Origin of the sequence: Fibrella aquatica (assembly GCF_041321135.1) — a bacterium.
Taxonomy (GTDB): Bacteria; Bacteroidota; Bacteroidia; order Cytophagales; family Spirosomataceae; genus Fibrella; species Fibrella aquatica.
Map to the genome: position 1 here is coordinate 565,036 of NZ_JBGGWF010000002.1, position 23,753 is coordinate 588,788.

Below are 23,753 nucleotides of genomic sequence, written 5' to 3' on the forward strand. Positions count from 1 at the left end.
TTGCGCTGCATAGGGATAATCAGCAGCGCAACATTAGACAGTAAACGTTAAACATTGAACCCTTCAAAAATACATATTCGCCGCCACGCGGAACGTGTTGCAGTGGGCTTCTACGATGTCGGCCACGCGGGGCGAGTACCCGCCTCCCATGGAGACAACGATGGGTAGACCCTGTTTTCGGGCTTGCTCGAAGACGAACTGATCTCGTTGCCGAACGCCGGTCATCGACACCTTTAGTTTACCCAATCGGTCGGTTTCCAGAATATCGACACCTGCCACATAGAACAGGAAATCGGGCTGTTGGGTGGCCAGCAGATTAGGCAGGGTATCGTACAGCATATTCAGGTACGTTTCGTCGGTTGTGCCCGAGGTCAGGGCAATGTCCAGATCAGACTGTTCTTTTTTGAGCGGGTAATTGTCTTTACCGTGCATACTGAACGTAAACACGCGTGGGTCGTGCTGAAACATTACCGCCGTACCATTTCCCTGGTGTACGTCGAGGTCGATCACCAGGATCTTCCGGGCCTGTTTGGTTTCCAGCAGGTAATGGGCCGCCACCCCAACATCATTGAGCAGACAAAACCCCTCACCGTGATCGGGGTAGGCGTGGTGCGTTCCGCCCGCTACATTCATGGCTACCCCATCGCGCCGGGCCAGGTACGTACAGTCGAGCGTTCCCTGCGTAATGACCCATTCGCGCTCGATGAGGCGGGTCGACATAGGGAAACCAATCCGGCGTACCATACGCGCATCCACGGTTTGGGTTTTAAGGGCCTGAACGTATTCTGCCGAGTGAACACCCAGCACCCACCGATCGTCGACGGGCAGCGGGGCAAAGAAATTATCATCCGAGCAAGTACCCTCATAGAGCAATTGCTCGTGTATAAGTTCGTATTTCAACATCGGAAACCGGTGGGGTTCTCCGGTAGCACTAAGTGGCAGTTCGTGCTTATACAGCGGAGCGTAGGCAATTTGAAGCATACAGGAAAGCAGACCATTTAATAACTGACTTGGCCGCTTATGAATTGACAGTGAACGTATAGGGTAAAACGTTAGTATGTTTGTGTCCCGATTTCTGGTACAGATAGAAACCAAAAAGTCTGCCTGTAGTTTACTTCTTACCAATGGATTTATTCATCAACATATGAATATTGAACTATCTACCTCTACTGAACACGCGCCCTTTGAATTGCTCGATGTGCTGGTTCAGAACCGCCGTGATCGAGATGCAGACCGATCGTTGCTTTCGTTGCATTTTGTGGGGAAACGCGGCCGTCAAACTGATCGGCTGAAAATGCCGTTGCTTACCTGGTTCGATGCCAACCGCCTTCAACAGTTTACGTATCAGCTTGCCAACGCGGCAAGACCGGAAAACACCTTCATGGATTTACCCGATGCCGGACTTCGTCTATCGGCAAGTGGCCTGAACCGGCGTTCGATTCGCGTAGAGTCTTTGCCTTCGTCACAGCGTCGGTTTACACCGGTCGAGATTAACGGCACAGCCAACGGTCTGCGCGATTATGCGAAGGTGTTATATACCCGTTTGTGGGAGGCTTTCTGCTGGGGCTGATTTAGCCTCTGGCTTAGCGCCTTTATGATAGACTACGCCTGTAATGCCGAAGCTCCAGCTTCGGGAGTGAGAACGAAGTAGATTCTCTCACTCCCGAAGCTGGAGCTTCGGCATTACAGGCCCGGCCATCTGTTACTCGTCGTCGTCCTCGGCAGGGGCGGGCGGAATAACAATACCGGCAAAGAGTTTGTCCATCTTGTCAGCGTACTCGGCGGTATCATCGAGAAAAAACTGAAGATGTGGTACAATCCGGAGCTGGTGCCGAACACGTTCGCCCAGTAACTGCCGGATGGCTTTATTTTTCTCCTCGATGGTTTCCATGAGAAGGGCTTTGTTTTTTGTAGCCAAAAAACTGAGGTACACCCGGGCGATGCCCAAATCGGGCGACACCCGCACATTGGTGACGGTAATGAACGCACCGTTGAATGCGTGAGTTAGCTCGCGTTGAAAAATCTCGCCGAGGTCTTTCTGCAATTGTCGGGCTACCTTTTGCTGTCGTTTCGATTCCATAGGGCAAATATCCGTAATTTCGCCGGTTGGCTTAGTGTACTAACCCATATTCACTCCCGTAAGTTGCTTAGTTTTTTTCGCTCCTTCGCGCCCTATCAGTATTTCAGCCTGCTGGCCGTACTGTTGCTGATCCGGCTGCCTTTGCTGATTGCCCCCCTCCCACTGCTGATTCCTGAGCTGAACTGGATGCTCGTTGGTGAAAAAATGAGGCAGGGCTATACCCTCTACAGCGACATCTGGGATAGCGTCAGTCCGCTTTCGGCGGGTGTTTACTGGCTCATCGATCTGGCGGTTGGTCGGTCGCAAATTGCCTATTGGATCATAGCCGCCGGTATTTCCATTTTCCAGCTCGTTTATTTCAATTACATCATGAATGCTCGCGAAGTGTTTTCCGAACGTTCGTTTTGGCCAGGTCTGTTCTACACCCTCTTCCTCAACCTCTCCTTCGACTGCACCACGCTCTCGCCAGTGCTTATGTCGATGACCTTTTTGCTGCTTGCTTTTGGGGCGCTCATTCGGCAATTGGGCAGGCAGGGTGCTACCGATGAAGTGTTTGAGGTTGGCCTTTATGTGGGTATTGCCGCTCTGTTCTACCTGCCTTCCGGCCTGTTTATTCTGTGGGCCTCACTCTCGCTGCTGTTTTTTACAGGAGCTACCCTGCGGCAGCATTCACTGACCGTCTTCGGTTTCGCGTTTCCCATTCTGCTGGTCGTCTTTTATTATTATTTCACCAACTCGCTCGATGACTTCAATCGGAATTTGCTTACCTCCGTTTTCCGGGTACGTCAGTACGATCTGAGCGATTTCAAAACGTCGTTCGTTTGTCTGATTGTCCCGCTAACAGTGGGTGTACTGGGCTTTCTGAGCCTGTTCAACAGTGTGAACAGGTACGTCAATTTTCAGCAACGATGCCAGCAGATTATGCTCATGTGGGCCATTACGGCGGTGCTCACGATTCCGCTTATGCCTTTTTTGGCGCCCATGCTTTTTCTGACGTTTGTGCCACCGATGGCCTTCTTTGCCGTACTCTATTTTGCTAGTTTCAAGAAGACATGGCTACGTGAACTGGCGTTTCTGGGCGTGGTAATGGCTATTGCCGGACTGCTATACCAGGGCTCCATGCGGCTTTTACCTGGCTTGGAGGTGGGCCGGCTCACCAACCTTCAGGTAAAACCGTCTTCGCTGCCCGAACGTATCCGGAATCAAAAACTACTGATTATTGGTGAAGACCTGAGCGGCTACCGGTATAACCGACCTGCAACGCCTTATCTCAATTGGGATCTGGCCAAGTATGACCTGCGTAACCTGGATAACTACGAAGCAGTAATCGACATTTACGACAATTTCCGGCGTGACCCGCCCGATTTTGTCGTTGACCGACAGCAGGTAATGCCAAGGCTTTTCCAGCGGGTACCGGCACTGGCGGCGCTGTATAAACCCACCGAAACACCCGGTATCTACGAACGGATTCGATGATGTCACACCGGGTTTTGCCCGGTGTGACTCACATTCACAAAAAAATCATTGATTCGTTTGAACAGCTTTCCCCTAAAAGCGTGTTATTGTTCTCCGGGCCTTTTCTTACTTTCCCGGAAGGTTGTTTGTGAGACAACTTCAATTGAATTGACAATAGCCACAGCAATAGCTTAGTAAAGCTGCTGCTGTTTACACAAAACCACATGGAGACTACTAATCCCCTCTCAACTGATACCACACCGCAGCAAGTGAATACCGGCCCCGGTTCAAAAGAAACAACCCAACGGTCGGATATTCAAAGTACCAGCGAAATTCAGAAAGAGCTCCCCAAACGCGACGAATCGCTGCTGACGCCAGACGAGCTACGTATTAAAGAAGCCTTTCAGGATCGTAACTGGAACGAAATCAAAACATCTGATTCGTGGGTCATTTTTAAAGTGCTGGCCGAATTTGTGGAAGGGTTTGATAAACTCGCCCAAATTGGCCCTTGCGTATCGATTTTCGGGTCGGCCCGCACTAAGCCGGATAACCCGTATTACAAAATGACCGAAGATATTGCTGCCAAACTGGTACGGCACGGGTATGGCGTCATCACAGGCGGCGGGCCTGGCATTATGGAAGCTGGCAACAAGGGCGCGTTTGAGCAAGGCGGCAAATCGGTTGGTCTGAACATTAAACTCCCTTTCGAGCAGCATAGCAACATCTACATCGACCAGGATAAAAACATCAACTTCGACTTCTTCTTCGTCCGCAAAGTGATGTTCGTAAAATACGCACAGGGATTTGTGGTGATGCCCGGTGGTATGGGTACGCTCGATGAGTTGTTTGAGGCCATTACCCTGATTCAGACCAAGAAAATTGCGCGTTTCCCAATCGTACTGGTCGGTAAATCGTACTGGACAGGTCTAATTGACTGGATAGTAGAGACCATGTTGAACCAGGAGCAGAATATCAGCCCCGAAGACATGAAGCTAATCACGGTGGTTGACACACCAACGGAAGCCGTAAAAGCCATCGACGATTTCTACGACAAGTACCTGATGAAGCCAAACTTCTGACACTACCCCAACCCCTCCCCGTAAGGGAGGGGCTAACGCTTCGCTGATCAGCCGACTAAAAGCCCCTCCATTACGGGGAGGGGTTGGGGTGGGGTCTGTTTAGTAGAACACCTCAGTTTTGTTTGTTTCCAAGGCTTCGATGAGTTGCGCGTAAGGGCCCGCTTTGGCGTCGTTTTCTGTGAGGGGGTTACTGCGGAGATACAGCTTCTTTAGGTTCTTTAAGCCAACAAGTGTGTTGGGTAGGGTTTGCACGTTGTTGTTGCTGATGTTTACGGTTTCCAGCATACCTAGTCCGGCCACTACCTCGGGTACGTTACTGAACTGATTATAGCCAATATCCAGACTTTGCAGAGATGTAAGCCGGGTAAATGACGCAGGCAACTGACTCAGCTTGTTGTGGTGCGCAAAAAGCACCGTTAACCGTTTCAGGCGAGCCAATTGTGGTGGCAGGGCCTTAAGCTCGTTATTGGCAACCGCCAGTTGTTCCATACGTTTCATTCGGCCAATTTGGCGAGGAAGGCTGGTCAACTGGTTGTAGTACAGGTCCAGTACCGCTACGTGCTTCAACTTCCTGATTTGTTTGGGTAATGAGGTGAGTCCGGCGTTGTATAGATTCAGGTCGTTCAGGCGATTTAATCCACGCAATGGCTTGATGTTTAACCGGGTCAGGTTGTTGTTCCCCATCCAAAGACTTTCTAACTCCCTGCATTTGCGCACCGACGCTGGAATGCGCGTGAGTTTGTTGCCTTGCAAGGTGAGTGCCCGAAGGCGCGTATTCTTGGCGATAAACACGCTATCGTCTCCAATCAGGTTGTAAAGCACACTCAGGCGAAGCAGGCTGGGAATTTGAGCGGTCAGCCGCAAAGGCAGTTTCGTCAGCTGATTTTTAGACAAATCCAGCTCTTCCAGATTCGGAAATCGGTACACTACCTCAGGTACGTTTGCCAGTCCCAGTTGATTGAAATGCAAATACTTTACTGTATCCGGCCGGGCAGTAGTACGAGCCGCTTCTAGCGTACTGATGGTGCTGTCGCCCGTACGTACCCGGCGCTTTTCACTCATCATAGGCCGGCCATACGATGTTGCATATACGGTTTGAAAAGGCTTCGAAACGGTAACCGGAAATTTCGTTTCGGCATAAAAAACCCGCAGCCGACCGATTAACTCCTGCACCAGCTTATCGGGAACAATGCCGTAGGGCCGCACAATCACCCACTCTGCCTTACCATTGGCCCGAATATACTCGGTTGTCTGGTATTGAAAACCATAGCCGGGCAATGGCCCCTGCTTCTCAATGGAGGCGTAACGGCTGCGGTCATATTCGGCCCGCACTTTCTGAAAACCAGTCTTCTGTTCGGAAGTCATTGACTCTGTCAGTTTCCGAAGCGGCAGGTATTGCGCCTCTAATTTTGCCGGACTGATCCCGTATTTCGCCGTATCGGCGGGTAGCATTACGGTCACCTGAGCGCGGGCTGTCAGGCTGAAAAGCAGGGCATTGAGCAGGATAAACAGAGTGGGTTTCATGAAGAATATCGAAAAGGAGTAGACAATAGATGCCGAATCAAGCCTGTTTCCATAAATCATTTCATCATTCTTCCTTGGATTTTTTCGACCGATTAAGTGTCCCTTCTACCGGTTACAATGTTGTTGAGCGGCTTTCGATGCATCGGTGTTCTTTAATAGTTTTCCCATCTGAAAATCCTGACAGGCACCTGCTGCATCTTTCACTTTAAGTTTGGCCATCCCCCTACGGTAATAGATATGGCCATCCTGTGACGCTATGTCCAGCGATTTTGTGTAGGCGACAACGGCATTCTTCGCATCACCCATTTCATCAAAAATTGCCCCCTGCGTATCATACGAATCAGCCCTTTCAGGATTCAGATCAATAGCTTGCTTGCAGGAGGCCAATGCTTCATTGTACCGTTTTAGCTGAAGCAGTACCTGAGCTTTCTTATTAAAGTAAATCTCATAGGTCGAATCCAGACGGATAGCAGTATCCAGATTACGTAAGGCATCGGTAAGTTTGTTTTCCGATAAGTCAAGTTGGGCTAAGTTGTAGAAAGCGGGATTATAATTAGGACTCAGCTTTATAGCAGCGGCATAATCGGCTCGAGCCCGTTTGAAGTCTTTTTTATCGTTGTAAAAAAGGCCCCGGGCGTTCTGGTACTCATGCTTGACCGGAGCCAGTTCGATCGCTTTGGTGAAATAACCTGCCGTAGTATCTGAATAATTTTCCAACGCTTTGCCACTGAGGCCAAGGTAGTAGTAGCCTGTCATTGACGATGGATTCAATGCGATGGCTTTTAGCAAATCGACCTTTGCCCGATCATACTGATCATCGTCATAGAGAACCACGCCTCTGTTTTCGTAGGCAAGCGCCAGCGTAGAATCAAGGTCGATAGCGCTAGTGAAGTCATCGAAAGCACCCCGTTTATCACCCAGGCGGTATTTGGCCAACCCCCGGTTATTGTAGGCAACTACGCCGGTAGAATCGCGTTGAATAGCGTACTCAAAATCGGCCAGAGCGCCATAATAATCGCCAGTCTCCAGTTTACTCAGGCCACGCTGATTGTAAATCGTCCAGTCAATCAGGATCAATTTTGTCTTCATCAGTTTGGTGAACAGGTTCATGGCCTGTTCATGCTTACCAGCACGTTGTAGAGCTTCCGCTTCGTTTATGAGTTTTTTTTGGGGTGACTCCGCTAAAAAAGACACGTAGGAGGCACAATCTTTACTCAGTTCCTTCGACAACAGCAACCCTATTTGTTGCCCGACCTCCGTAGACCCTTCCAGATTATTGTCTGACAGAATCTGTTCACCATGCTCTGTAAACTCATCCTCAAAGCATGATTTAAGCGCCTCGGCAGATTCCGTCTTTTCAAGTTGTTTTTTGTTCAGGCACTCACAAATCTGCTGACTCAGGAATTTAAGTGATGGCTCACTGATAATCGGCTTATTTACTTTCTGACCATAACCGGCTGTTGCGCCAAGCAACAGGATAGCCTGTAGCCAGAAAAAATTGAACACGGCTACTTTTATTATCTTCATTTTTTATTGTTTTTACTCCCTTAAACTGAGTACGCAGTAGGTTGCTGTCGCTGGGCCCAGCGACAGCAACCTACTGCGCAAAGCATTGCATCGTTAGTTTTTCTTGCCACTACCAGCGGCGGCAGGGGCTGGTTTGTCGGCTACCGGCTTTTTCACCTTCGCAAAATCACCCGCCCGTACGGTTACAATTTTCGACGGATCAATGTGCTTCTTAACGGCGGCATTGATCACTTCCGGCGTTAAGGCTTCGAGTTTCTTGTCGAGTTCGGCATCAAAAGCCATCGTACGATTCAGGTACAGGTAGTTGTTCAGCGTTGCCGCCAGCGAAGGATCCTGCGCCCGTGTAACCTGACGCGATTGCAACAGTCCCGATTTGGCCGCTTTCACTTCTTCGGCGGTAAACCCTTCAGTCCTGATTTTTTCCAACTCCTCCCGGAATGCCTTATCCAGCCGGTCTGTATTTTCAGGGTTGTACATAGCGTAGGTGGTGAAATTGCCTGACTTATCGAGCGCATTTACGCTCAATTGTGAGCCAACTCCGTAGCTGATGCCCTCTTTCTGCCGAATACGGGTCGCCAGCCGGGAGTTCAGGAAACCGCCGCCGAGCATGTAATTGCCCATCACCAGTGCCGCATAGTCAGGGTCATCGTCGCGCATGGGGAACATGTAGCCGGCCAACATCATAGCATTGGCTTTGTCGGGTGTTTCGAGCGAAATCAGTTCTGCTTTCACCGGTTTCACTTCGCTAATGATGCGGCTAAACGGTGTTTTCGATTTCCACGAACCAAACTCATCCATGATCACTTTGCGCAGCACCGTTTCGTCGAAGTCACCCACCACGGCGGCGGTGGCGTTCTGGGCACCGTAAAACTGCTTGTGAAACGCTTTCAGGTCATCGAGTTTGGTGGCGTTAAGGCTCTGCACCTGCTCGTCGAAGGTAGGCGTATACCGAATGTCATCTTTCGAGTAAGGGCTGATGGCGCGGCTAAACGCAATGCTGGCCTGTGCCGTGGGCTCCGACCGCTGCGATTCAATACCGGCCAGTTCTTCCTGCTTCAACTTCTCAAATTCCTCGGCGCTGAAGACCGGATTTTTCAGCATATCGCTCACTAGCCGAACCACGGCGGGCAGGTTAGCTTTGTCGGTTTTAATGTTGACGCCGACCGAATTGCCGCCGCCAAACACCTGTACCTGGGCCTTCAGCTTGTCCAGTTCATCCTGAATAGCCTGCCGCGACCGGGTTGTGGTGCCCTTGTTCAGCATAGACGCCGTGAGTTGACTAACTGTATTTTTGTTGGCCAGGCTCTTGATATCGCCATAGCGGAGGGTCATACGCGCATTTACTTCGTTGCCTTTGGTACTCTTGGGCAAAAGGGCCAGTTCGATCGTGTTTGGCTGTTCAATGCGTTTGGTACGCCCGTCAATATTAGCCGGAGTAGCCTCAAATGCTTCGCCCTGCGCCATCAGTGCGCGGCCTTTGTAGCCATCAACCACTTTGGCAATATCAGGTGCCTGGGGTACCTCGGTACGGCTGGGGCTAGCTTCGGGAATAAACAACCCTACGGTCCGGTTGCTTGGCTTGAAATAATAAGCGGCCACGCGCTGTACATCGGCGGGGGTAACTTTTTCCAGCAAATCACGGTAGATGAACCCCAGTCGCCAGTCGCCGGTAGCAATAAATTCGCTGAGCGCCAGCCCAACCTGATCGGTGTTACGAAGCTGCAACTCCACATTTTTTAGCAGCTTGGCCCGCGCCCGATCTACTTCGGCTTTGGTAGGTACGTCGATGCTGACCGAATCGAGGGTGTTCAACATGGACGCTTTGGCCTCATCGATCGACTTTTCTTTCAGCAGCTCGGTAGCGAAATACACGTAGCCCGGATCTTTAAGGCTGAAAGCGTAGCCATACTGAGTCGATGCTTTTTTTGTTTCGACCAGTTTTTTATACAGACGTCCCGCCGGTTCGCTGGTCAGCAGTTCTACCAGCACATCCATGGTTGGGTAATCGGGGTGTGAGCCGGGCATAATGTGATAACCCGCTGCCACTACTTTGGTATCGCCCACGCGACGTAGCAACACGTTTCGTTCGCCATCCTGCACAGGTTCCTCTGTACGGGGTTCCTGTAATACCCGTGTTGGCCGGGGAATACTGCCAAAATACTCGTTGACCATCGCCAGTGTTTTGGGCTCATCAATTTTTCCAGCCACCACCAGTACGGCATTGTCGGGCTGGTAATATTTCTTGTAAAAGGCCTGTAGGTTCTGAATGGGTACCCGCTCAATGTCTGACCGGTTACCGATGGTCGATTTGCCGTAGTTGTGCCACAGATAGGCCGTTGACATTACGCGTTCGTTCAGTACACTCTGCGGTGAGTTTTCACCGATTTCAAACTCGTTGCGCACCACCGAAAACTCAGACTGCAGGTCTTCATTTTTAATGAAGCTGTTGACCATCCTGTCGCTTTCGAGGTCGAGTGCCCATTTCAGATTTTCGTCGGTGGCGGCGAAGGTTTCGAAATAGTTGGTTCGATCGAGCCAGGTAGTACCATTGGGGCGGGCACCGTGAGAGGTCAGCTCCTGCGGAATGTTGGGGTGTTTAGTCGACCCTTTAAACACCATATGTTCGAGCAAGTGAGCCATACCTGCTTCGCCCAGCCCCTCGTGCCGCGACCCCACCAGGTACGTAATGTTGACCGTAACCGTCGGTTTAGACGGGTCGGGATACATCAGTACTTTCATCCCGTTTTTCAGGGTGTATTCTGAAATACCCTCTACCGAAGCACCTTTGCTGACGCCATCGGGCAGTTTAACCGGTGCCTGAGCCAGGGAAAACGTGCAACTTGTGGTGATCATGGCGGCGGCAATAAACCACCGGCCAACCGGCAATACCCCCATCCGGGTGCTGTTTCGGCTCTGTAAATGCGTATTCATGCTGTTCTTTACCTTACTGGATTAAAGATGAGTTAGCTCTATTTTCAAACTCGGCCGCTGAGTATTGCAAGGTAACTTTTCCAGCATTCACGTACCTACTCTAGATGGTTAACGGATGTTAAATCAGCTAACTGATTGATTGGATAGTGCTGTATTGCTGAAGAACGACTGGCCGTGCTATTGCTTGAGCACCTTAAACTGACTACGCCGCCCCTCCTGCTCGACCGTCAGGATATAGATGCCAGCGGGTTGGTTGCTCAAATCGAGGCGGTGTTGAAGCTGTCCCTGCCGTACAGCGCCAACCGACTGCTGTACCAACGTACCTGACACTGTACGCAAGCCAAACAGCACATCTCCCCGGCCAGGTACGTTGCCTTCGATCTGGAGCCAGCCCGACGTGGGGTTAGGCCAGGTACGTACCTCCAAGGGCAAAGCGGGCTCCGTAGCCAGTAGTTTGGTCACCGTAATCAGGGCCGTGCCCATGGCGGTACCCACCCCACACTGATTGTTGCGCACTTCCGTGAGCCGGAAACCAACCGTCGTATCGGGCTTCACAGTAAGCGAATAAGGCGTGGTTGAGGTAGTGAACGTGCGTGGTCCAAAGAAATCGGTGATCACAAATTGCCAGGGTGGTGTGCCGGTAAGCGCCACGCTGATACGTGCCGAATCGCCTTTAACCAGAGAGGTGTTGCCCGTCAACGTACCTGTAGGAGACTGACCAATTTCGAAACTTTGGTAGGTAGATGCCCCCACATGCTGAGGACTACTCGACCCTACCCGAATAGCATAGCGGCCGCCGTCAGGTAAGCCCGCCGGTATGGTAACCGTTAATTGCGATGCACTACTGACCGTTGGCAAGGTACGAATATTGACTCCGGTTAAATCGGTCAGGTAGGCCGTGAAGGTATTCGTGGTGCTGAATACGCCGGAAGTGCTCAGGAAGACCTGGTAGTCTTTTCCTGTGCAGTATACACTACCATAAATTGTTGGCCGGATTGTTACGCCGGTGGCAGGAATAACCGATACCGAAGACACACCCGTTGCCTGCCCCACTCCACATTGGTTGGCCACGTTGACAATGGAGTAACTCCCCGACTGAGTGAGCCGAAGAGGGGCGTAATAATAATTGTACGGGGAATCGACAACGCTTAGACCGGTGGGGGTAGCCAGCGTTGCCGTAAAAGGTCCGGTGGCGTCTGACCTGATAATCAATTCCTGAGTATCACCTTCATACGCTATGCCCGAGGCGGCAGTTAGGCTAACACTGACCGGCGCATTAACACGTAGCGTAAATCCAGACAGGATAGTGGCGGGTGCAGAAGCCTGAATCTGGACACTATATGAATTGAGTTTCAGGGAAGGGCTCACGGAGAAAGACACGACACCATTCAGGGCCAGTGTTTCAGTTAAGAGTGTTCTGGTCTGCTCACTACTAAAATTGTCGACCAGGTAAAAAGACAGTTTATTACCAGCTTCAAAATCACCGGCAGCGGCGTAGGTAAACGACACTGTTTGCCCCACACAGACACTCGTGCGGCTTGGTCTAAGCAACGTCAGGTAAGGCTTTTCGGTGACCTTTACCAGACCTGTTCCTTTACCATATCCACAGCTGTTGTAGGCAGTAACGAGGCTATACGTACCTGGTTGAGTGACGTAATAGGAACTGCCATTAGAGTAGACATTCGACCTGATCACCGTTGTGCCATTCGTTAAAATCGCCATCGCGTCAGACGATATATCGAACAGCCTAATTTCCGCTGACAAAGAGTTAGCCCGGTCGATCTGAATAGCGGTTGATCCACTGGGTGTAGTTAACACGACGTCCGGGGCTGATTTGATCAAAATTCGACTTTCAAATTTGATACCAGCCACCACGGTGTTGTTGATTACAGAAGCAACCCGATAGTAGACCTGCTTATTGGCCAATGACAGGGGAAGCGTTACCGTAAGCGGGCTGGCCGTACCCGATGTAGGTGCTGTTTGCCAGGTTTGTAAATCTTCTGAAAACTGAACAATGTACGACACACTCGCTGGAACCGTACCAAACTGGGTAAAAGGCACTAGCACCGGCGACTGTACACAAAGCTGAGAAACGTTTAGTGCACCGGTTTTAAGGATCGACGGGACCACCTCAACCATAGCTGGCCCGGAAACAATGGTTGCCGAGGTGCCACAGGCATCAGTTACCCGAACTAGGCCAAAACTCGTTGTCGTCATGGGCTGATAGGTGGTCTGAAACCCGTAGTCTGACTGCCCCTTCCTACCATTGGCTATCTCATAACGATAGGGGCTTCTACCGTTTGAAAAGTTATACTCAGCCGTAACCAGTTGGCCTGGCACTGTGGTCAGTGTTTGGCTGGTTGACCCACTACCAATATTGTTGGGTGCATAGATACTGACCGATGCCGTTGGCGCACTGTTAACATAAAATGAAAGCTCGTTGCTTCTCGTAACGGGGCTGGTAGACGATACCCGCACCCGGTACGACCCACTCAGTGTCGGCATTACCAGCGATATCGCCTCCAGACTGGAAAATGACTGTACCGGCGAACCCGAAAAGTTTCCGTTGGCCAACGATACCTCCAGTAGAAACTGATTGTCGGCGTTGAACGTGCCCATTTGATTCGCGTTTATCCACTCTCTGATGCCAGGGCATGAATTTATCCCTCGCTGGTCGGCTTTGTTCAGGATAATACCCGTTTGACCCGTCGATGGATTCTGGACCGTAATGGTTGTACTGCTACGTTCCAGGTTTTCGGAACACTCATTTTTGACCGAAACAACAGAGAAGGTGGTCGTATTCGGGACATAGACCGATACGTAATACTGAGTATAGTAACCTGATCCCGTGCCCGTATTTACCACATACCGATTTCCCGTATTTAACTCGATAGTCGTTACCCCTCCTGACACAACATTCAGCCCAATCGACTGCTGGCCTGAGTTCTGAACGGTTTGCTGATTATTGATAAAAAATGCCCCGGCTTTAGCCCTGATCAGCAATGGCACTGAGGCAGACGAAATCAGGGTATCGACCTGTGCATTTCTTAACTGAAGCGTTTGACTTTGAACGGGTGTGCTGGAAACCGGGGGCGTAAAAACCAGCTGGCCCGGTTTGGTCAGTACCGCATTGGCCGTGTAGTAAGTACCATATTGTACCCGAAGTTGGGGCGGAAGTGAATAACCAGGCGTTGCTGTGTAATACACCGTTACCGGCTCACCAGCGCAAACCTGGGCCGCCGACAACGAATCGATCCGTATGCCGGGACGTACTTGAATGGTCGCCGAGCGACTTCCGTAGCTGAGGCCTTCACTACAGGCACCGGTATACGAAGCGATGCTGTACGAGGTAGTCATCGACGGCGTAACCGATGCCAGGATAGATCCGCCAAATGTACCACTGCTGTAGATTGTAAACTGACGACCATCATTGAGAAATACGTCACCCGTCGATGATGCGGTATAGCTCAACAGCAGGGATGTTTGACCGCCGAATGGCATCGAGACAGGCGCGCCCGATAATGATAAACGTGGCGAAGAATTCAGGTTAAACATAGACCCCTCACGATAATACGCCGATATAGTACCCGATTTCGAATAGATTCTGAGCTGATAACCAGAGCTGTTACTGCCTATATACTGCTTTGGCAGGGTAACCATTAATGGACTCGTTGTACCGCTCACAGGCACCGAAATAGACCGATTGCCATCGTAGGTGCTGATCAACTCAGCCTCGAACGTAGTATTGGCGGGTAAAGGAGCTGTGGTTGAAAAATAAACGGGCAATTCCGAGCCCAGACACAAGCTTTCGTTGCCCCGGCTCAACAATTGGAAGCCAACCGTGTTCACCGGTACGAGCGCACTACCGCTAACAGCCCCTGTACCACAGGCATTTTGCACGCTTGCCAGGGTGTAGGTTGTTGTTCGGGGCGGATAAACAAGAAGATCAGTAGTGGTATTATCGTAGTAAGAAATGAGCCGGGTGCTATCTTGAAGCACCAGGGTATAAGGATTTCCACCCGTCATGATCATGGCCAGATTCACCGCTGTGTACGGGTTTACCGGTACACCCTTGGTTGTACTTCCGGTGATCTGAGCCGTTGGCGTGGTCGCTATCCTGAACGAGTAACTATACGAACTGGCTATCAAGGGCTTGCTTGCCAGTACTCTGACCACGTAGTTAGTGCCCGGCACAATGGAGGCGGGCAGCGTAACAGAAGCGGGACTACTCGTGAACGAACCGGGCAAATCGATATAAGAGCTACCATAGTTACTCGACAATTGAACCCGGAAGCTGTTATCTGCCACAAACGTACCTGAAGTAGTGAAAGAAACACTCAGCGCAGCGCCTGCACAGAATGGACCGCCAGAGTTACCACCCGAGTTAAGCTGTTGAATGCTGATCGTTTGCCCGGAAGCCAGCAGCGAAAGAAAGCTCAGGAAACCAATGAGAAGGTAGCGAAGTTGCATAGAACAGTTAGTTGTAAAAATACAGGACTAAGTAGCGTTAAAAGGTTGCAAGTATATCGCTTCGATATAAAAATACCTAGATGCAAACCTGGTGTGATGCCCAAACACTTGGTGGTTGAGCGCTTTAACTAAAACTGTTGTCAAGAATTTACTAAGCGGTGATAGGTAACAGCAGATTGTCAGAAAACACCAGACAATAAACACGATTATTGCGCGCTCCGGACTCACACCTTATCCTCCTGTTCCGCCTTTCCTCCGTATCTTTGCACCCTCAAAAATCGACTGCACTACCTAATGATCGCTCCCATTCGCATTGCCCTTCAGAAATCGGGCAGACTCAGCGAAGATTCATATCAACTGTTTAAAGCCTGCGGCATTCGTTTCGATTACGGCACAGGCAAACTCAAGTCCGTTTCTTCCAATTTCCCCGCCGAGTTTCTTTTCCTCCGCGACGATGACATTCCCGGGTACGTTGAAGATGGTGTTGCCGATCTGGGCATCGTGGGCGAAAATGTGGCCGTTGAAACAGGTCGCAACGTGTCGACGGTACATCGGCTGGGCTTCTCGAAATGCCGCCTGTCCATCGCCATTCCCCGTGGTGACGAATACAACGGTCTGAGCGACCTGGAGGGAAAAAGCATTGCTACTTCTTACCCACGTTTGCTGGGTACGTACCTGGCCGGTCAGGGTATCAAAGCCGACATTCACGAGATCAGCGGGTCGGTAGAGATTGCGCCAAGCATCGGCCTGGCCGAAGCCGTTTGCGACATCGTATCGTCGGGCAGTACGTTGCTCAGCAATGGTCTGAAAGAGGTGGAAACCATTTTCCGCTCCGAGGCCGTTATGATTGCCTATCCCGGTTTGTCGGCCGAGAAACAGACACTGCTCGATCAATTGCTGTTCCGCATCAACGCCGTTCAGGCGGCCAAAAATCACAAATACATTGTTCTGAATGCCCCCAACGACGCCATTTCGGCCATTTCGAAACTGTTGCCCGGCATGAAAGCCCCAACAGTTACACCCCTGGCTACCGAAGGCTGGAGTTCCGTGCATTCAGTGATCAATGAAAATGCGTTCTGGGAGAATATCGAAGCCATCCGCGCCGCTGGTGCCGAAGGCATTCTGGTTGTTCCAATTGAGAAAATGATTAACTAAAAAGGAGTCGATAGTCAATAGTCAATAGTCATAGTCGCGCTGCCCAGTGAACGTATGGTTAGTTTGCAGCGCGACTATCGACTATTGACTACCGACTACCGACTTAGTTCCCCATGCAAATCATACCTTTTCCAGACCGTGCTGAATGGCCCCGGTTATTAGCGCGGCCCATGCAATCGTCGGCGCAAATCGAGTCAATTGTTGCGCCGATTCTGGCGCAGGTACGTGCCCAGGGCGATGCCGCGCTTATTGACCTGGCGCAGCGCTTCGACAAGGTAGACCTGTCGGTGTCGGGATTAGAGGTACATCAGGATGAACTGGACGCGGCGGAAGCTCAACTGAGCGACGAGCTAAAATCGGCGATTCGACAGGCCTACAGCAATATCCGTACGTTTCACGAAGCGCAGAAACAGCCCGTTCAAAAGATCGAGACTATGCCTGGTGTCACCTGCTGGCGCAAAAGTGTGGGTATCGACAAAGTGGGCATCTACATTCCCGGTGGCACCGCACCGCTGTTTAGTACGGTTTTGATGCTTGGCGTACCTGCGCAACTGGCCGGTTGCCGCGAGGTGGTCCTTTGTTCACCCAGTAATCACCCCGCTATTTATTTTGCCGCCAAACTCGTTGGCGTTACCAGGGTGTTCCGCATCGGTGGGGCGCAGGCGGTTGCGGCGATGGCTTATGGTACAGAAAGTATTCCGCAGGTGTACAAGATCTTTGGCCCCGGCAACCAGTACGTTACCTCGGCCAAAATGTTGGTAGCCAAAGAAGGCGTTGCCATCGATATGCCCGCCGGACCCAGTGAAGTGGCTGTCTATGCCGACGACACGGCTATTCCCGCTTTTGTGGCCGCCGACCTGCTTTCGCAAGCCGAACACGGGGCCGATAGTCAGGTACTACTGGTCTCGACGAGTAAAAAACTGCTCTCAGCGGTGAATCTGGTGCTGAACACACAGATGGATAAACTTCCCCGCCGTGATCTGGCCGCCAAAGCCATTGATAACAGTAAGGCCATTTTGGTAGAGACCCACTCCGATGCCCTTGAATTACTGAATCAGTACGCCGCCGAACACCTTATTTTAAGCGTGGATGATGCCGAAGCAGTGGCCGAACAAATCACCAACGCCGGGTCGATTTTTCTGGGCAACTATACGCCCGAATCGGCAGGTGATTATGCGTCGGGCACAAACCACACATTACCGACCAACGGGTTTGCCCGGGCTTACAGCGGCGTTTCGCTGGATAGTTTCGTTAAGAAAATCACCGTGCAGCACATCTCGCCCGAAGGCATCAGACATGTAGGTCCGGTGGTGGAAGCAATGGCCGAAGCCGAATCCCTCGACGCGCACAAACGGGCGGTGAGTATTCGACTCGCGTCACTTAAAGACTGATTCACAAACGCTCCCATTGTCAGTCAGTACTACCTTTTCAGATCAGGTGCTTCGCTTATTTCCGGGCAGGCACCTGATCTTTATTGTTTGAAGCGCTCGTGCAATGCTAAAACCTGAGGAATGAGCAATGTCTCCTCATCGTTGTGCAGCACAAAATCAGCCAGTTGCAAGCGGGCTTCGTCACTAATCTGTCGATTAATAATAGATCGAATCTCCATCTCGCTACGCTGTGGGTCCCGCTGCCGAATCCGGTTTACGCGGAGTTCTAACGGAGCCATAACCACGATTACAGCATTCAGATCATTCTGATCTCCCGCCGCCTTCATGAGTGCGGCTTCTTTCACTACGTAGGGAGCAGACTGCTGCTGCATCCAACTAACTGTATCGGCAAGCACCCTGGGGTGAATCAGTGCATTCAGGGCAGACAGCCGATCGGAATCGTTGAATACCTGAGCAGCCACATAGGCCCGGTTATAATGACCAGCCGCGTCATAAGCATCCCGACCCAATAACCGGACAATGTCGGCCCTCAGAATCGGATCGTGCTCAGTCAGCCATTTAGCCCGGTCGTCGGCTACGTAAACGGGAATTCCAAGCAGGCCAAATACCCGGCAGACCGTACTTTTACCTGAGCCTATACCACCGGTAACACCAATTTTTTTCATATCATTAAGCTTTAGAATGCCTGATTGGTCGTTATCTCACCAATTTACCAGTAATAACTCATCAATTCAGGAAATAGCGCTACTTACTCTGTAGGAGAACCTGATATTAAGCAAAATTGGCTACATGTGTATGTTATTGATTACATGCCTTTTAATTAATATTAGTCCCACACACGTACAATTTGACAAATAAATTTCCAGTCTATGTGTCCTATAGTTTACTTCGTAGATTCACCAAACTAACCCATTATCGTATGTGATTATGACAGCCTCAGTCACCAAAGATGAAGAGTTGATACGTATGTATCTCTCTACAAACAAAAACAAGTACTTTGAAACACTTTACCAGCGATACGCGAACAAAGTTTTTCGACGATGTTACTCGCTCACCAAATGCAGCGCAAAAGCTGAAGATTACACGCACGACATTTTTATCCGGGTACACTCAAACCTCAACAGCTTTAAAGAACGCTCTACTTTTTCAACCTGGCTTTATTCCATTTCATACAACTACTGTATGGACCAGATCAGACAGGGAAACCGGCTCACAACCGTCACCATCGATGAAGAGATGGCGCACATGATTGCCGATGAATCGGACACCGATCAACACGAAGATCAACTTCAAACGTTGACGCTCGCGATTCAGACCATAACCACGGAAGAAGTTAAGTTACTCCTGCTAAAGTATGAGCATGACCTCGACATTAAGGAAATAGCCAAGCGGTATAATCTGAAAGACAGTGCCGTGAAAATGCGCCTTAAACGAACCCGAGACAAAATTCGCGATCAGTATACCTATCGCCTCAATATCTGAGTATACAGTGAAGCGCCTTCTGGATTTGTGTTGTGTGCCATTCGGCACAAGCCTCCTTCACAGATCCGATCAGGCACCCACATAATCAGGCTAAATCGCCATGCCTCTTGTGGTCACTGCGCCGTAAAACTAGTTTTGGTCGTTTCTGAACTAGCTTTTTCTGTAACTTGAGCGGCTATGAAACTAACCGCCTTTTTCGTTATTCCTCTGCTGGCTTTTCTGGTGTTCCAGCCTGGCCTGACCAAGGCGCAAACTGATAGCACGACCCTAAACACAGGCACTGTAAAGTCAGCCAAAACGACCGATTTATTCCTGCGTGATGAGCCGCTTACCTTCACGCTAACTGCCCGCATGCAGCGCATCGTTCGGGATCGTACAAAGCCAAAAGACGATTCCCTGTCGGTCAAACATCCTGCGCTACTGACCTATCAGAACACCGGAAGCACTGAGAACATCTCGTTGCCCTTAACCCTGCTCGTTCGTGGTAACTTTCGCCGTAACGCCAACAACTGCGATTTCCCACCGCTTTATCTTGATTTTCAGAAGAAGAAGGTAAAAGGAACACTCTTTGCCAAACAGAACAAGCTTAAGCTCGTAACCCACTGTCAGGCAGAAGAATATGTGGTTCGTGAGTACCTCATCTATAAGCTGTACAATCAGGTTACTGACCTTAGTTTTCGCGCAAGGCTGGCCCGCGTCAACTACGTCGACTCACTCAGAAAGCGCCCACAAGAAACCCGTTGGGGTTTCCTGATCGAAGATGAAGACGACATGGCCAAGCGTAATCAGTTGACTGAATCGAAAAACGGCGTGGAGACAGGTGCCGCCGACTCGCTATCGATGGCTAGGTTGGCCGTATTTGAGTTCATGATCGGCAACATCGACTGGTCCGTATTTTATCGGCATAATGTTCGGCTGGCGGTTGGGGAAGGCTACACCAAACCAGTAGTTATTCCCTACGATTTCGACCATGCCGCCCTCGTCGATGCGCCATACGCCCACGCCCTCGAACCCGATAATACCACCGGAATTCCCGTCCGTCAATACCGCGGACCGCTGTATCCGGGTTGGTTGCTAAAGAAAGTATTTACTGAATACATTGCACTGAAACCCCGGTTTTATGCGCTTTATGAAAACGACAAGCGACTGAACCGTGCCTATGTAAAGCAAACCCTGCGCTTTCTAGACGCCTTTTACGAACTAATCAACGATCCGGCCGCCGTGCGCACCCACTTCTTCAACGGCGATACGAATAACGAGCTGTTCAGTAGCTTCAAGTAACACCACCCTCCCACCCCATGAACGCTTTTCGTAACCACCTTTTGCCAGGCCTATTACTCTGCTTGCTGTTGTATGGCCTCGGCTTTAGCGCTGTAAACGCACAGACAGTTGCCTCTGAAAATCTGCCCAAGAAAAAAACGAAGGCCGCCCAAACCCCGGCGGTGAAGCCTCTTTTCTCAACCGATAATGTGTTGTCTTTAACGCTTACTGCCCGCATGCAGCCGATCATGCGCGATCGAATTCCGCCCAAGCCCGACGAAAAAGGGGTCATTCATCCCGCTTTGCTGACCGTAGCCAGTGACTCGGGCGATTTGGCGCAATTGCCCATCAACGTGCAGGTACGTGGTCATTTTCGGCGGAGTTCAGCCAACTGCACGTTTCCACCGCTCTACCTTACCCTGCCCAAGAAAACGATCAAAGGCACGCCTTTCGCCAAGCAGTCGTCGCTAAAACTGGTGACGCACTGCAATAACGAAGTGTATGTCGTCAATGAATACCTGGTGTACCGCGTTTACAACCTGATCACTGATTATAGCCTGAGAGCGCGTTTGGCGCAGGTAACCTATGCCGACTCGGCCAGAAAACAGGCACCATTTACGCGTTGGGGCATTTTGCTCGAAGATGACAGCGATATGGCTAAGCGAAATCAGGGTAAAATATACAAGAACCGGTACCGCGCCGAACATTGCGATACTATAGCTACGGCAACGATGGCCCTGTTTGAATACATGATCGGGAACACCGACTGGTCGATCGTGTACAAACATAATACCCGGCTCATGATGGATTCGGTACATGCACGCCCCATTCCGGTGGCTTATGATTTCGATCATTCGGGCATTGTGGGTGCCCCCTACGCTAAACCGGCCGAACAGCTCGAACTTAACTCAGTTCGCGATCGGCTCTATCGAGGCCCCATTTACCCCATGTCGGTGCTGAATCGGGTCATTGCCCGCTACAATGCCGTTAAACCACAGATTTACGCGCTCTATGAGTCTGAAAAACGGGTCGAGCGTGGGTACGTCAAGATGACCCTTTCGTACCTCGATGAATTTTATGCGCTCATCAACGATCCTAAAAAGGTAAAGGCCATTTTTCAGGACCCTACCGGCCGCGGCGTGCAGATAAAAGGACTCGACCGCTGACTAGCGGTTCAACAACAACACGATCACGCAGCAGATAACGACCACCGAAAAGCCAATCATAAAAAAGCTGTAGGCAATAGTGAGCAGCCGATACTTCTTGATCAACACGCGTCCCTGTGCGTAAATATTATCGATCAGGCTGTTGTACAACCGTTTATCATCGCTGATTAGCTCGCGGAGTTGCTTCCGATATTCGGCCGCGGTTAGTTGCGTGTAATCGCCAAAAAACAACAGGTCGACGGGCCGGTTATTGGCCGGGTCGTCCATTCCCGGATCATTGGCGTCGGGAGCCATTTTCTTTTTCAGCGAAAACGTGGGCTTTGTGGCAAAAATCGAGATAATCACCGTTACCAGGGAGACTATCAACAGCAGTATTTCGGGAATGAGCAGCCGTTCCATGCCACTCACCGGTTTCAGGAACGACGACATAGTAATAGAGATCAAAATGGCGTTGATCGAAATCATCAGGTTGGCCTTTCGATCAGCCATTTCACTGAGCCTAAGATGATTAGCCAACGTGGTTCGAAACATGGTTTCTACGCCCTTACTGGCTTTTTTCTTCTTTTTCTTCTCTTTCTTGGCCTTCTTTTCAGCCTCAGTGTCAGCCGTTAGGGTGGCTAGCGTTTCGGTACTAATCAGTGTTGTCTCGGTCGGATTCATAAGCACGGGGCTTTGACTCAAAGATAACAAAAAGGGGTTGTGGGTTGCAGCCTGTAGTGGTACAAGTGGTTCCGCGCACTGGATATACGGTCGGTTTAGGTGGGCAAAAGAAAAGCCGGACGATAGCCCGGCTTCTTACTTTACAGATTTACGGGCATCAACCGGAAGACGTACCCAGGGTCTTCGACAGACACGTAGAGGTAACCATCCGGTCCCATGTCCACGTTACGCAGCCGACCAATATTTTTCAGGATCGTTTCCTGTTTAACCACTTTTCCTTTTTCAACCACGCAGCGATTGAGGTACTGAAAGCGAAGCGAACCAACCATCAGGTTTCCCTTCCAGCCCGGATATTTCGTTCCTTCCACGAAGGTCATTCCACTGGGAGCAATAGACGGAAGCCAATAGGTCAGGGGTTGTTCCATGCCTTCTTTGGCGGTCATGTTGGTAATTGGCTTGCCATCGTAGTTGATGCCGAAACAGATCACTGGCCAGCCGTAGTTAGCGGCTTTTTTGATGATGTTGATTTCGTCACCTCCACGTGGGCCATGCTCATGCGTCCAGATTTCGCCAGAGGCGGGGTTCATGGTCATTCCCTGTGGGTTGCGGTGACCGTATGAAAACACCGAGGTACGTTGCTTCTGCGCGTCTGTGAACGGGTTATCGGCAGGAATTCGGCCATCGTCGTGCAGGCGATGGACTTTACCCGCCCCCCGATCCAGGGATTGCGGGTTTTGTTTTTCGTTACCCCGGTCACCCACCGATATATACAGGAATCCTTTCTTATCAAACTCGAGCCGCGACCCGTAATGATGGCGGGTTTTGGCATAAGGCAATGCCTCGAAAATAATCTTCTGATCAGTCAGCGCATTTCCAGTCAGTTTGGCCCGTACCACCGCAGTAGTCGACAATTTATCGGCACCCTCCTGCTTCATGGCTGAGTATGACAAATAAACCAGCTGATTTTTAGCAAAATCGGGATGCAACTCTACGTCCAGCAAGCCGCCCTGCCCTTCAACAAGCACCGTTGGCCCGCCTGTAACCTTTGTTTTTGCATTGCTTTTATCCAGGCGATACAATTCGCCTGTACGATCAGTGACCAGCATACCACCGTCGGGCAAAAACGCCAGCCCCCAGGGTGACTTAAGGCCACTGGCAATGGTATCCAGTTTCACAGTCATGCCTTCAGTCGTGAACACATTCGACGTTGGTTTACTGGCAAATTTGTACTGGTCAACGTTTTTCAGGCTTTCCAGAATAAGATCGGCCATCTCGCCAATCTCCTTCTCGTTCAGAATAGGGCTCCAGGCAGGCATGCCCAGATCCGGGTAACCGCCTGAGATGCTCTTTGTCAGGTCGCCTTTAGCCTTTCCGTGTTTCCAGGTACGGTCAACAAACGCTTCTACTTTCTCTCCGTGACAGGAAGAGCAATACTGTTCATAATTCTCGCGCGCCGTTTTGGCGACAGGCTCTCGGTCAACGAAGAAACTACTGAGACCGAATACGGCAGCAAAGGCTGCACCGATAGTATACTTTAGCATGGTCGAATCTAATTTGCCTAAAAATAACGGTT

General features: G+C 50.6%; 17 protein-coding genes. 8 read left to right on the forward strand and 9 right to left on the reverse strand.

What is annotated here, in order from left to right; translation table 11 throughout:
* Positions 1-63: 63 nt before the first annotated feature.
* A complete protein-coding gene (locus ACAW87_RS06200) occupies positions 64-981 on the reverse strand; it encodes a histone deacetylase family protein (protein ID WP_370722290.1) in 918 nt (305 codons plus the stop codon).
* A 163-nt stretch (positions 982-1,144) separates the two neighbouring features.
* Here ACAW87_RS06200 and ACAW87_RS06205 point away from each other — a divergent pair, with 163 nt between their 5' ends.
* Positions 1,145-1,570, forward strand: a complete 426-nt coding sequence (locus tag ACAW87_RS06205) for a hypothetical protein (RefSeq protein WP_370722291.1) — start codon at positions 1,145-1,147, stop codon at positions 1,568-1,570.
* A 132-nt stretch (positions 1,571-1,702) separates the two neighbouring features.
* On the opposite strand, the gene rbfA is transcribed toward ACAW87_RS06205, so the two are convergent.
* Positions 1,703-2,080: a 30S ribosome-binding factor RbfA gene (rbfA, locus tag ACAW87_RS06210; protein ID WP_370722292.1), complete on the reverse strand. Its 378-nt coding sequence runs from the start codon at positions 2,078-2,080 to the stop codon at positions 1,703-1,705.
* 63 nt (positions 2,081-2,143) lie between these two features.
* Here rbfA and ACAW87_RS06215 point away from each other — a divergent pair, with 63 nt between their 5' ends.
* A complete protein-coding gene (locus tag ACAW87_RS06215) occupies positions 2,144-3,556 on the forward strand; it encodes a hypothetical protein (RefSeq protein WP_370722293.1) in 1,413 nt (470 codons plus the stop codon).
* Between the two features lie 203 nt (positions 3,557-3,759).
* Positions 3,760-4,614, forward strand: a complete 855-nt coding sequence (locus ACAW87_RS06220; RefSeq protein ID WP_370722294.1) for an LOG family protein — start codon at positions 3,760-3,762, stop codon at positions 4,612-4,614.
* 99 nt (positions 4,615-4,713) lie between these two features.
* On the opposite strand, the gene ACAW87_RS06225 is transcribed toward ACAW87_RS06220, so the two are convergent.
* From ACAW87_RS06225 to ACAW87_RS06240, 4 genes are all read right to left on the reverse strand, one after another.
* Positions 4,714-6,138, reverse strand: coding sequence for a leucine-rich repeat domain-containing protein (locus ACAW87_RS06225; RefSeq protein ID WP_370722295.1), 1,425 nt, complete (start codon positions 6,136-6,138; stop codon positions 4,714-4,716).
* A 105-nt stretch (positions 6,139-6,243) separates the two neighbouring features.
* The gene (locus tag ACAW87_RS06230; RefSeq protein ID WP_370722296.1) at positions 6,244-7,665 is read right to left on the reverse strand and encodes a tetratricopeptide repeat protein; all 1,422 of its coding nucleotides are present in this window, start codon (positions 7,663-7,665) and stop codon (positions 6,244-6,246) included.
* Between the two features lie 93 nt (positions 7,666-7,758).
* Positions 7,759-10,596 carry a M16 family metallopeptidase gene (locus tag ACAW87_RS06235; RefSeq protein WP_370722297.1) on the reverse strand — a complete coding sequence of 946 codons (2,838 nt, stop codon included), beginning with the start codon at positions 10,594-10,596 and terminating at the stop codon, positions 7,759-7,761.
* 177 nt (positions 10,597-10,773) lie between these two features.
* Positions 10,774-15,066: a T9SS type A sorting domain-containing protein gene (locus ACAW87_RS06240; protein ID WP_370722298.1), complete on the reverse strand. Its 4,293-nt coding sequence runs from the start codon at positions 15,064-15,066 to the stop codon at positions 10,774-10,776.
* A 294-nt stretch (positions 15,067-15,360) separates the two neighbouring features.
* Between ACAW87_RS06240 and hisG the strand changes: the two genes are divergently transcribed.
* Complete coding sequence (hisG, locus tag ACAW87_RS06245) at positions 15,361-16,221, forward strand: ATP phosphoribosyltransferase (RefSeq protein ID WP_370722299.1); 861 nt, start codon at positions 15,361-15,363, stop codon at positions 16,219-16,221.
* 113 nt (positions 16,222-16,334) lie between these two features.
* The gene (gene hisD / locus ACAW87_RS06250; protein ID WP_370722300.1) at positions 16,335-17,612 is read left to right on the forward strand and encodes a histidinol dehydrogenase; all 1,278 of its coding nucleotides are present in this window, start codon (positions 16,335-16,337) and stop codon (positions 17,610-17,612) included.
* A gap of 80 nt (positions 17,613-17,692) precedes the next feature.
* Here hisD and coaE read toward each other — a convergent pair whose 3' ends face one another.
* A complete protein-coding gene (gene coaE, locus ACAW87_RS06255) occupies positions 17,693-18,277 on the reverse strand; it encodes a dephospho-CoA kinase (protein ID WP_370722301.1) in 585 nt (194 codons plus the stop codon).
* 301 nt (positions 18,278-18,578) lie between these two features.
* Between coaE and ACAW87_RS06260 the strand changes: the two genes are divergently transcribed.
* The 3 genes from ACAW87_RS06260 to ACAW87_RS06270 all read left to right on the forward strand — a co-directional run bounded on the left by ACAW87_RS06260 (position 18,579) and on the right by ACAW87_RS06270 (position 21,520).
* Entirely contained in the window at positions 18,579-19,094 is a 516-nt protein-coding gene (locus tag ACAW87_RS06260; protein WP_370722824.1) for an RNA polymerase sigma factor, read from the forward strand.
* Positions 19,095-19,271: 177 nt separating this feature from the next.
* Positions 19,272-20,375: a hypothetical protein gene (locus ACAW87_RS06265; protein ID WP_370722303.1), complete on the forward strand. Its 1,104-nt coding sequence runs from the start codon at positions 19,272-19,274 to the stop codon at positions 20,373-20,375.
* 17 nt (positions 20,376-20,392) lie between these two features.
* Positions 20,393-21,520 carry a hypothetical protein gene (locus ACAW87_RS06270; protein WP_370722304.1) on the forward strand — a complete coding sequence of 376 codons (1,128 nt, stop codon included), beginning with the start codon at positions 20,393-20,395 and terminating at the stop codon, positions 21,518-21,520.
* Here ACAW87_RS06270 and ACAW87_RS06275 read toward each other — a convergent pair whose 3' ends face one another.
* Positions 21,521-22,180: a Pycsar system effector family protein gene (locus tag ACAW87_RS06275; RefSeq protein WP_370722306.1), complete on the reverse strand. Its 660-nt coding sequence runs from the start codon at positions 22,178-22,180 to the stop codon at positions 21,521-21,523. It abuts the gene before it with no gap.
* A 140-nt stretch (positions 22,181-22,320) separates the two neighbouring features.
* Positions 22,321-23,721 (reverse strand): PQQ-dependent sugar dehydrogenase, encoded by a 1,401-nt coding sequence (locus ACAW87_RS06280; RefSeq protein WP_370722307.1) that lies wholly within the window; start codon positions 23,719-23,721, stop codon positions 22,321-22,323.
* Positions 23,722-23,753 lie beyond the last annotated feature (32 nt).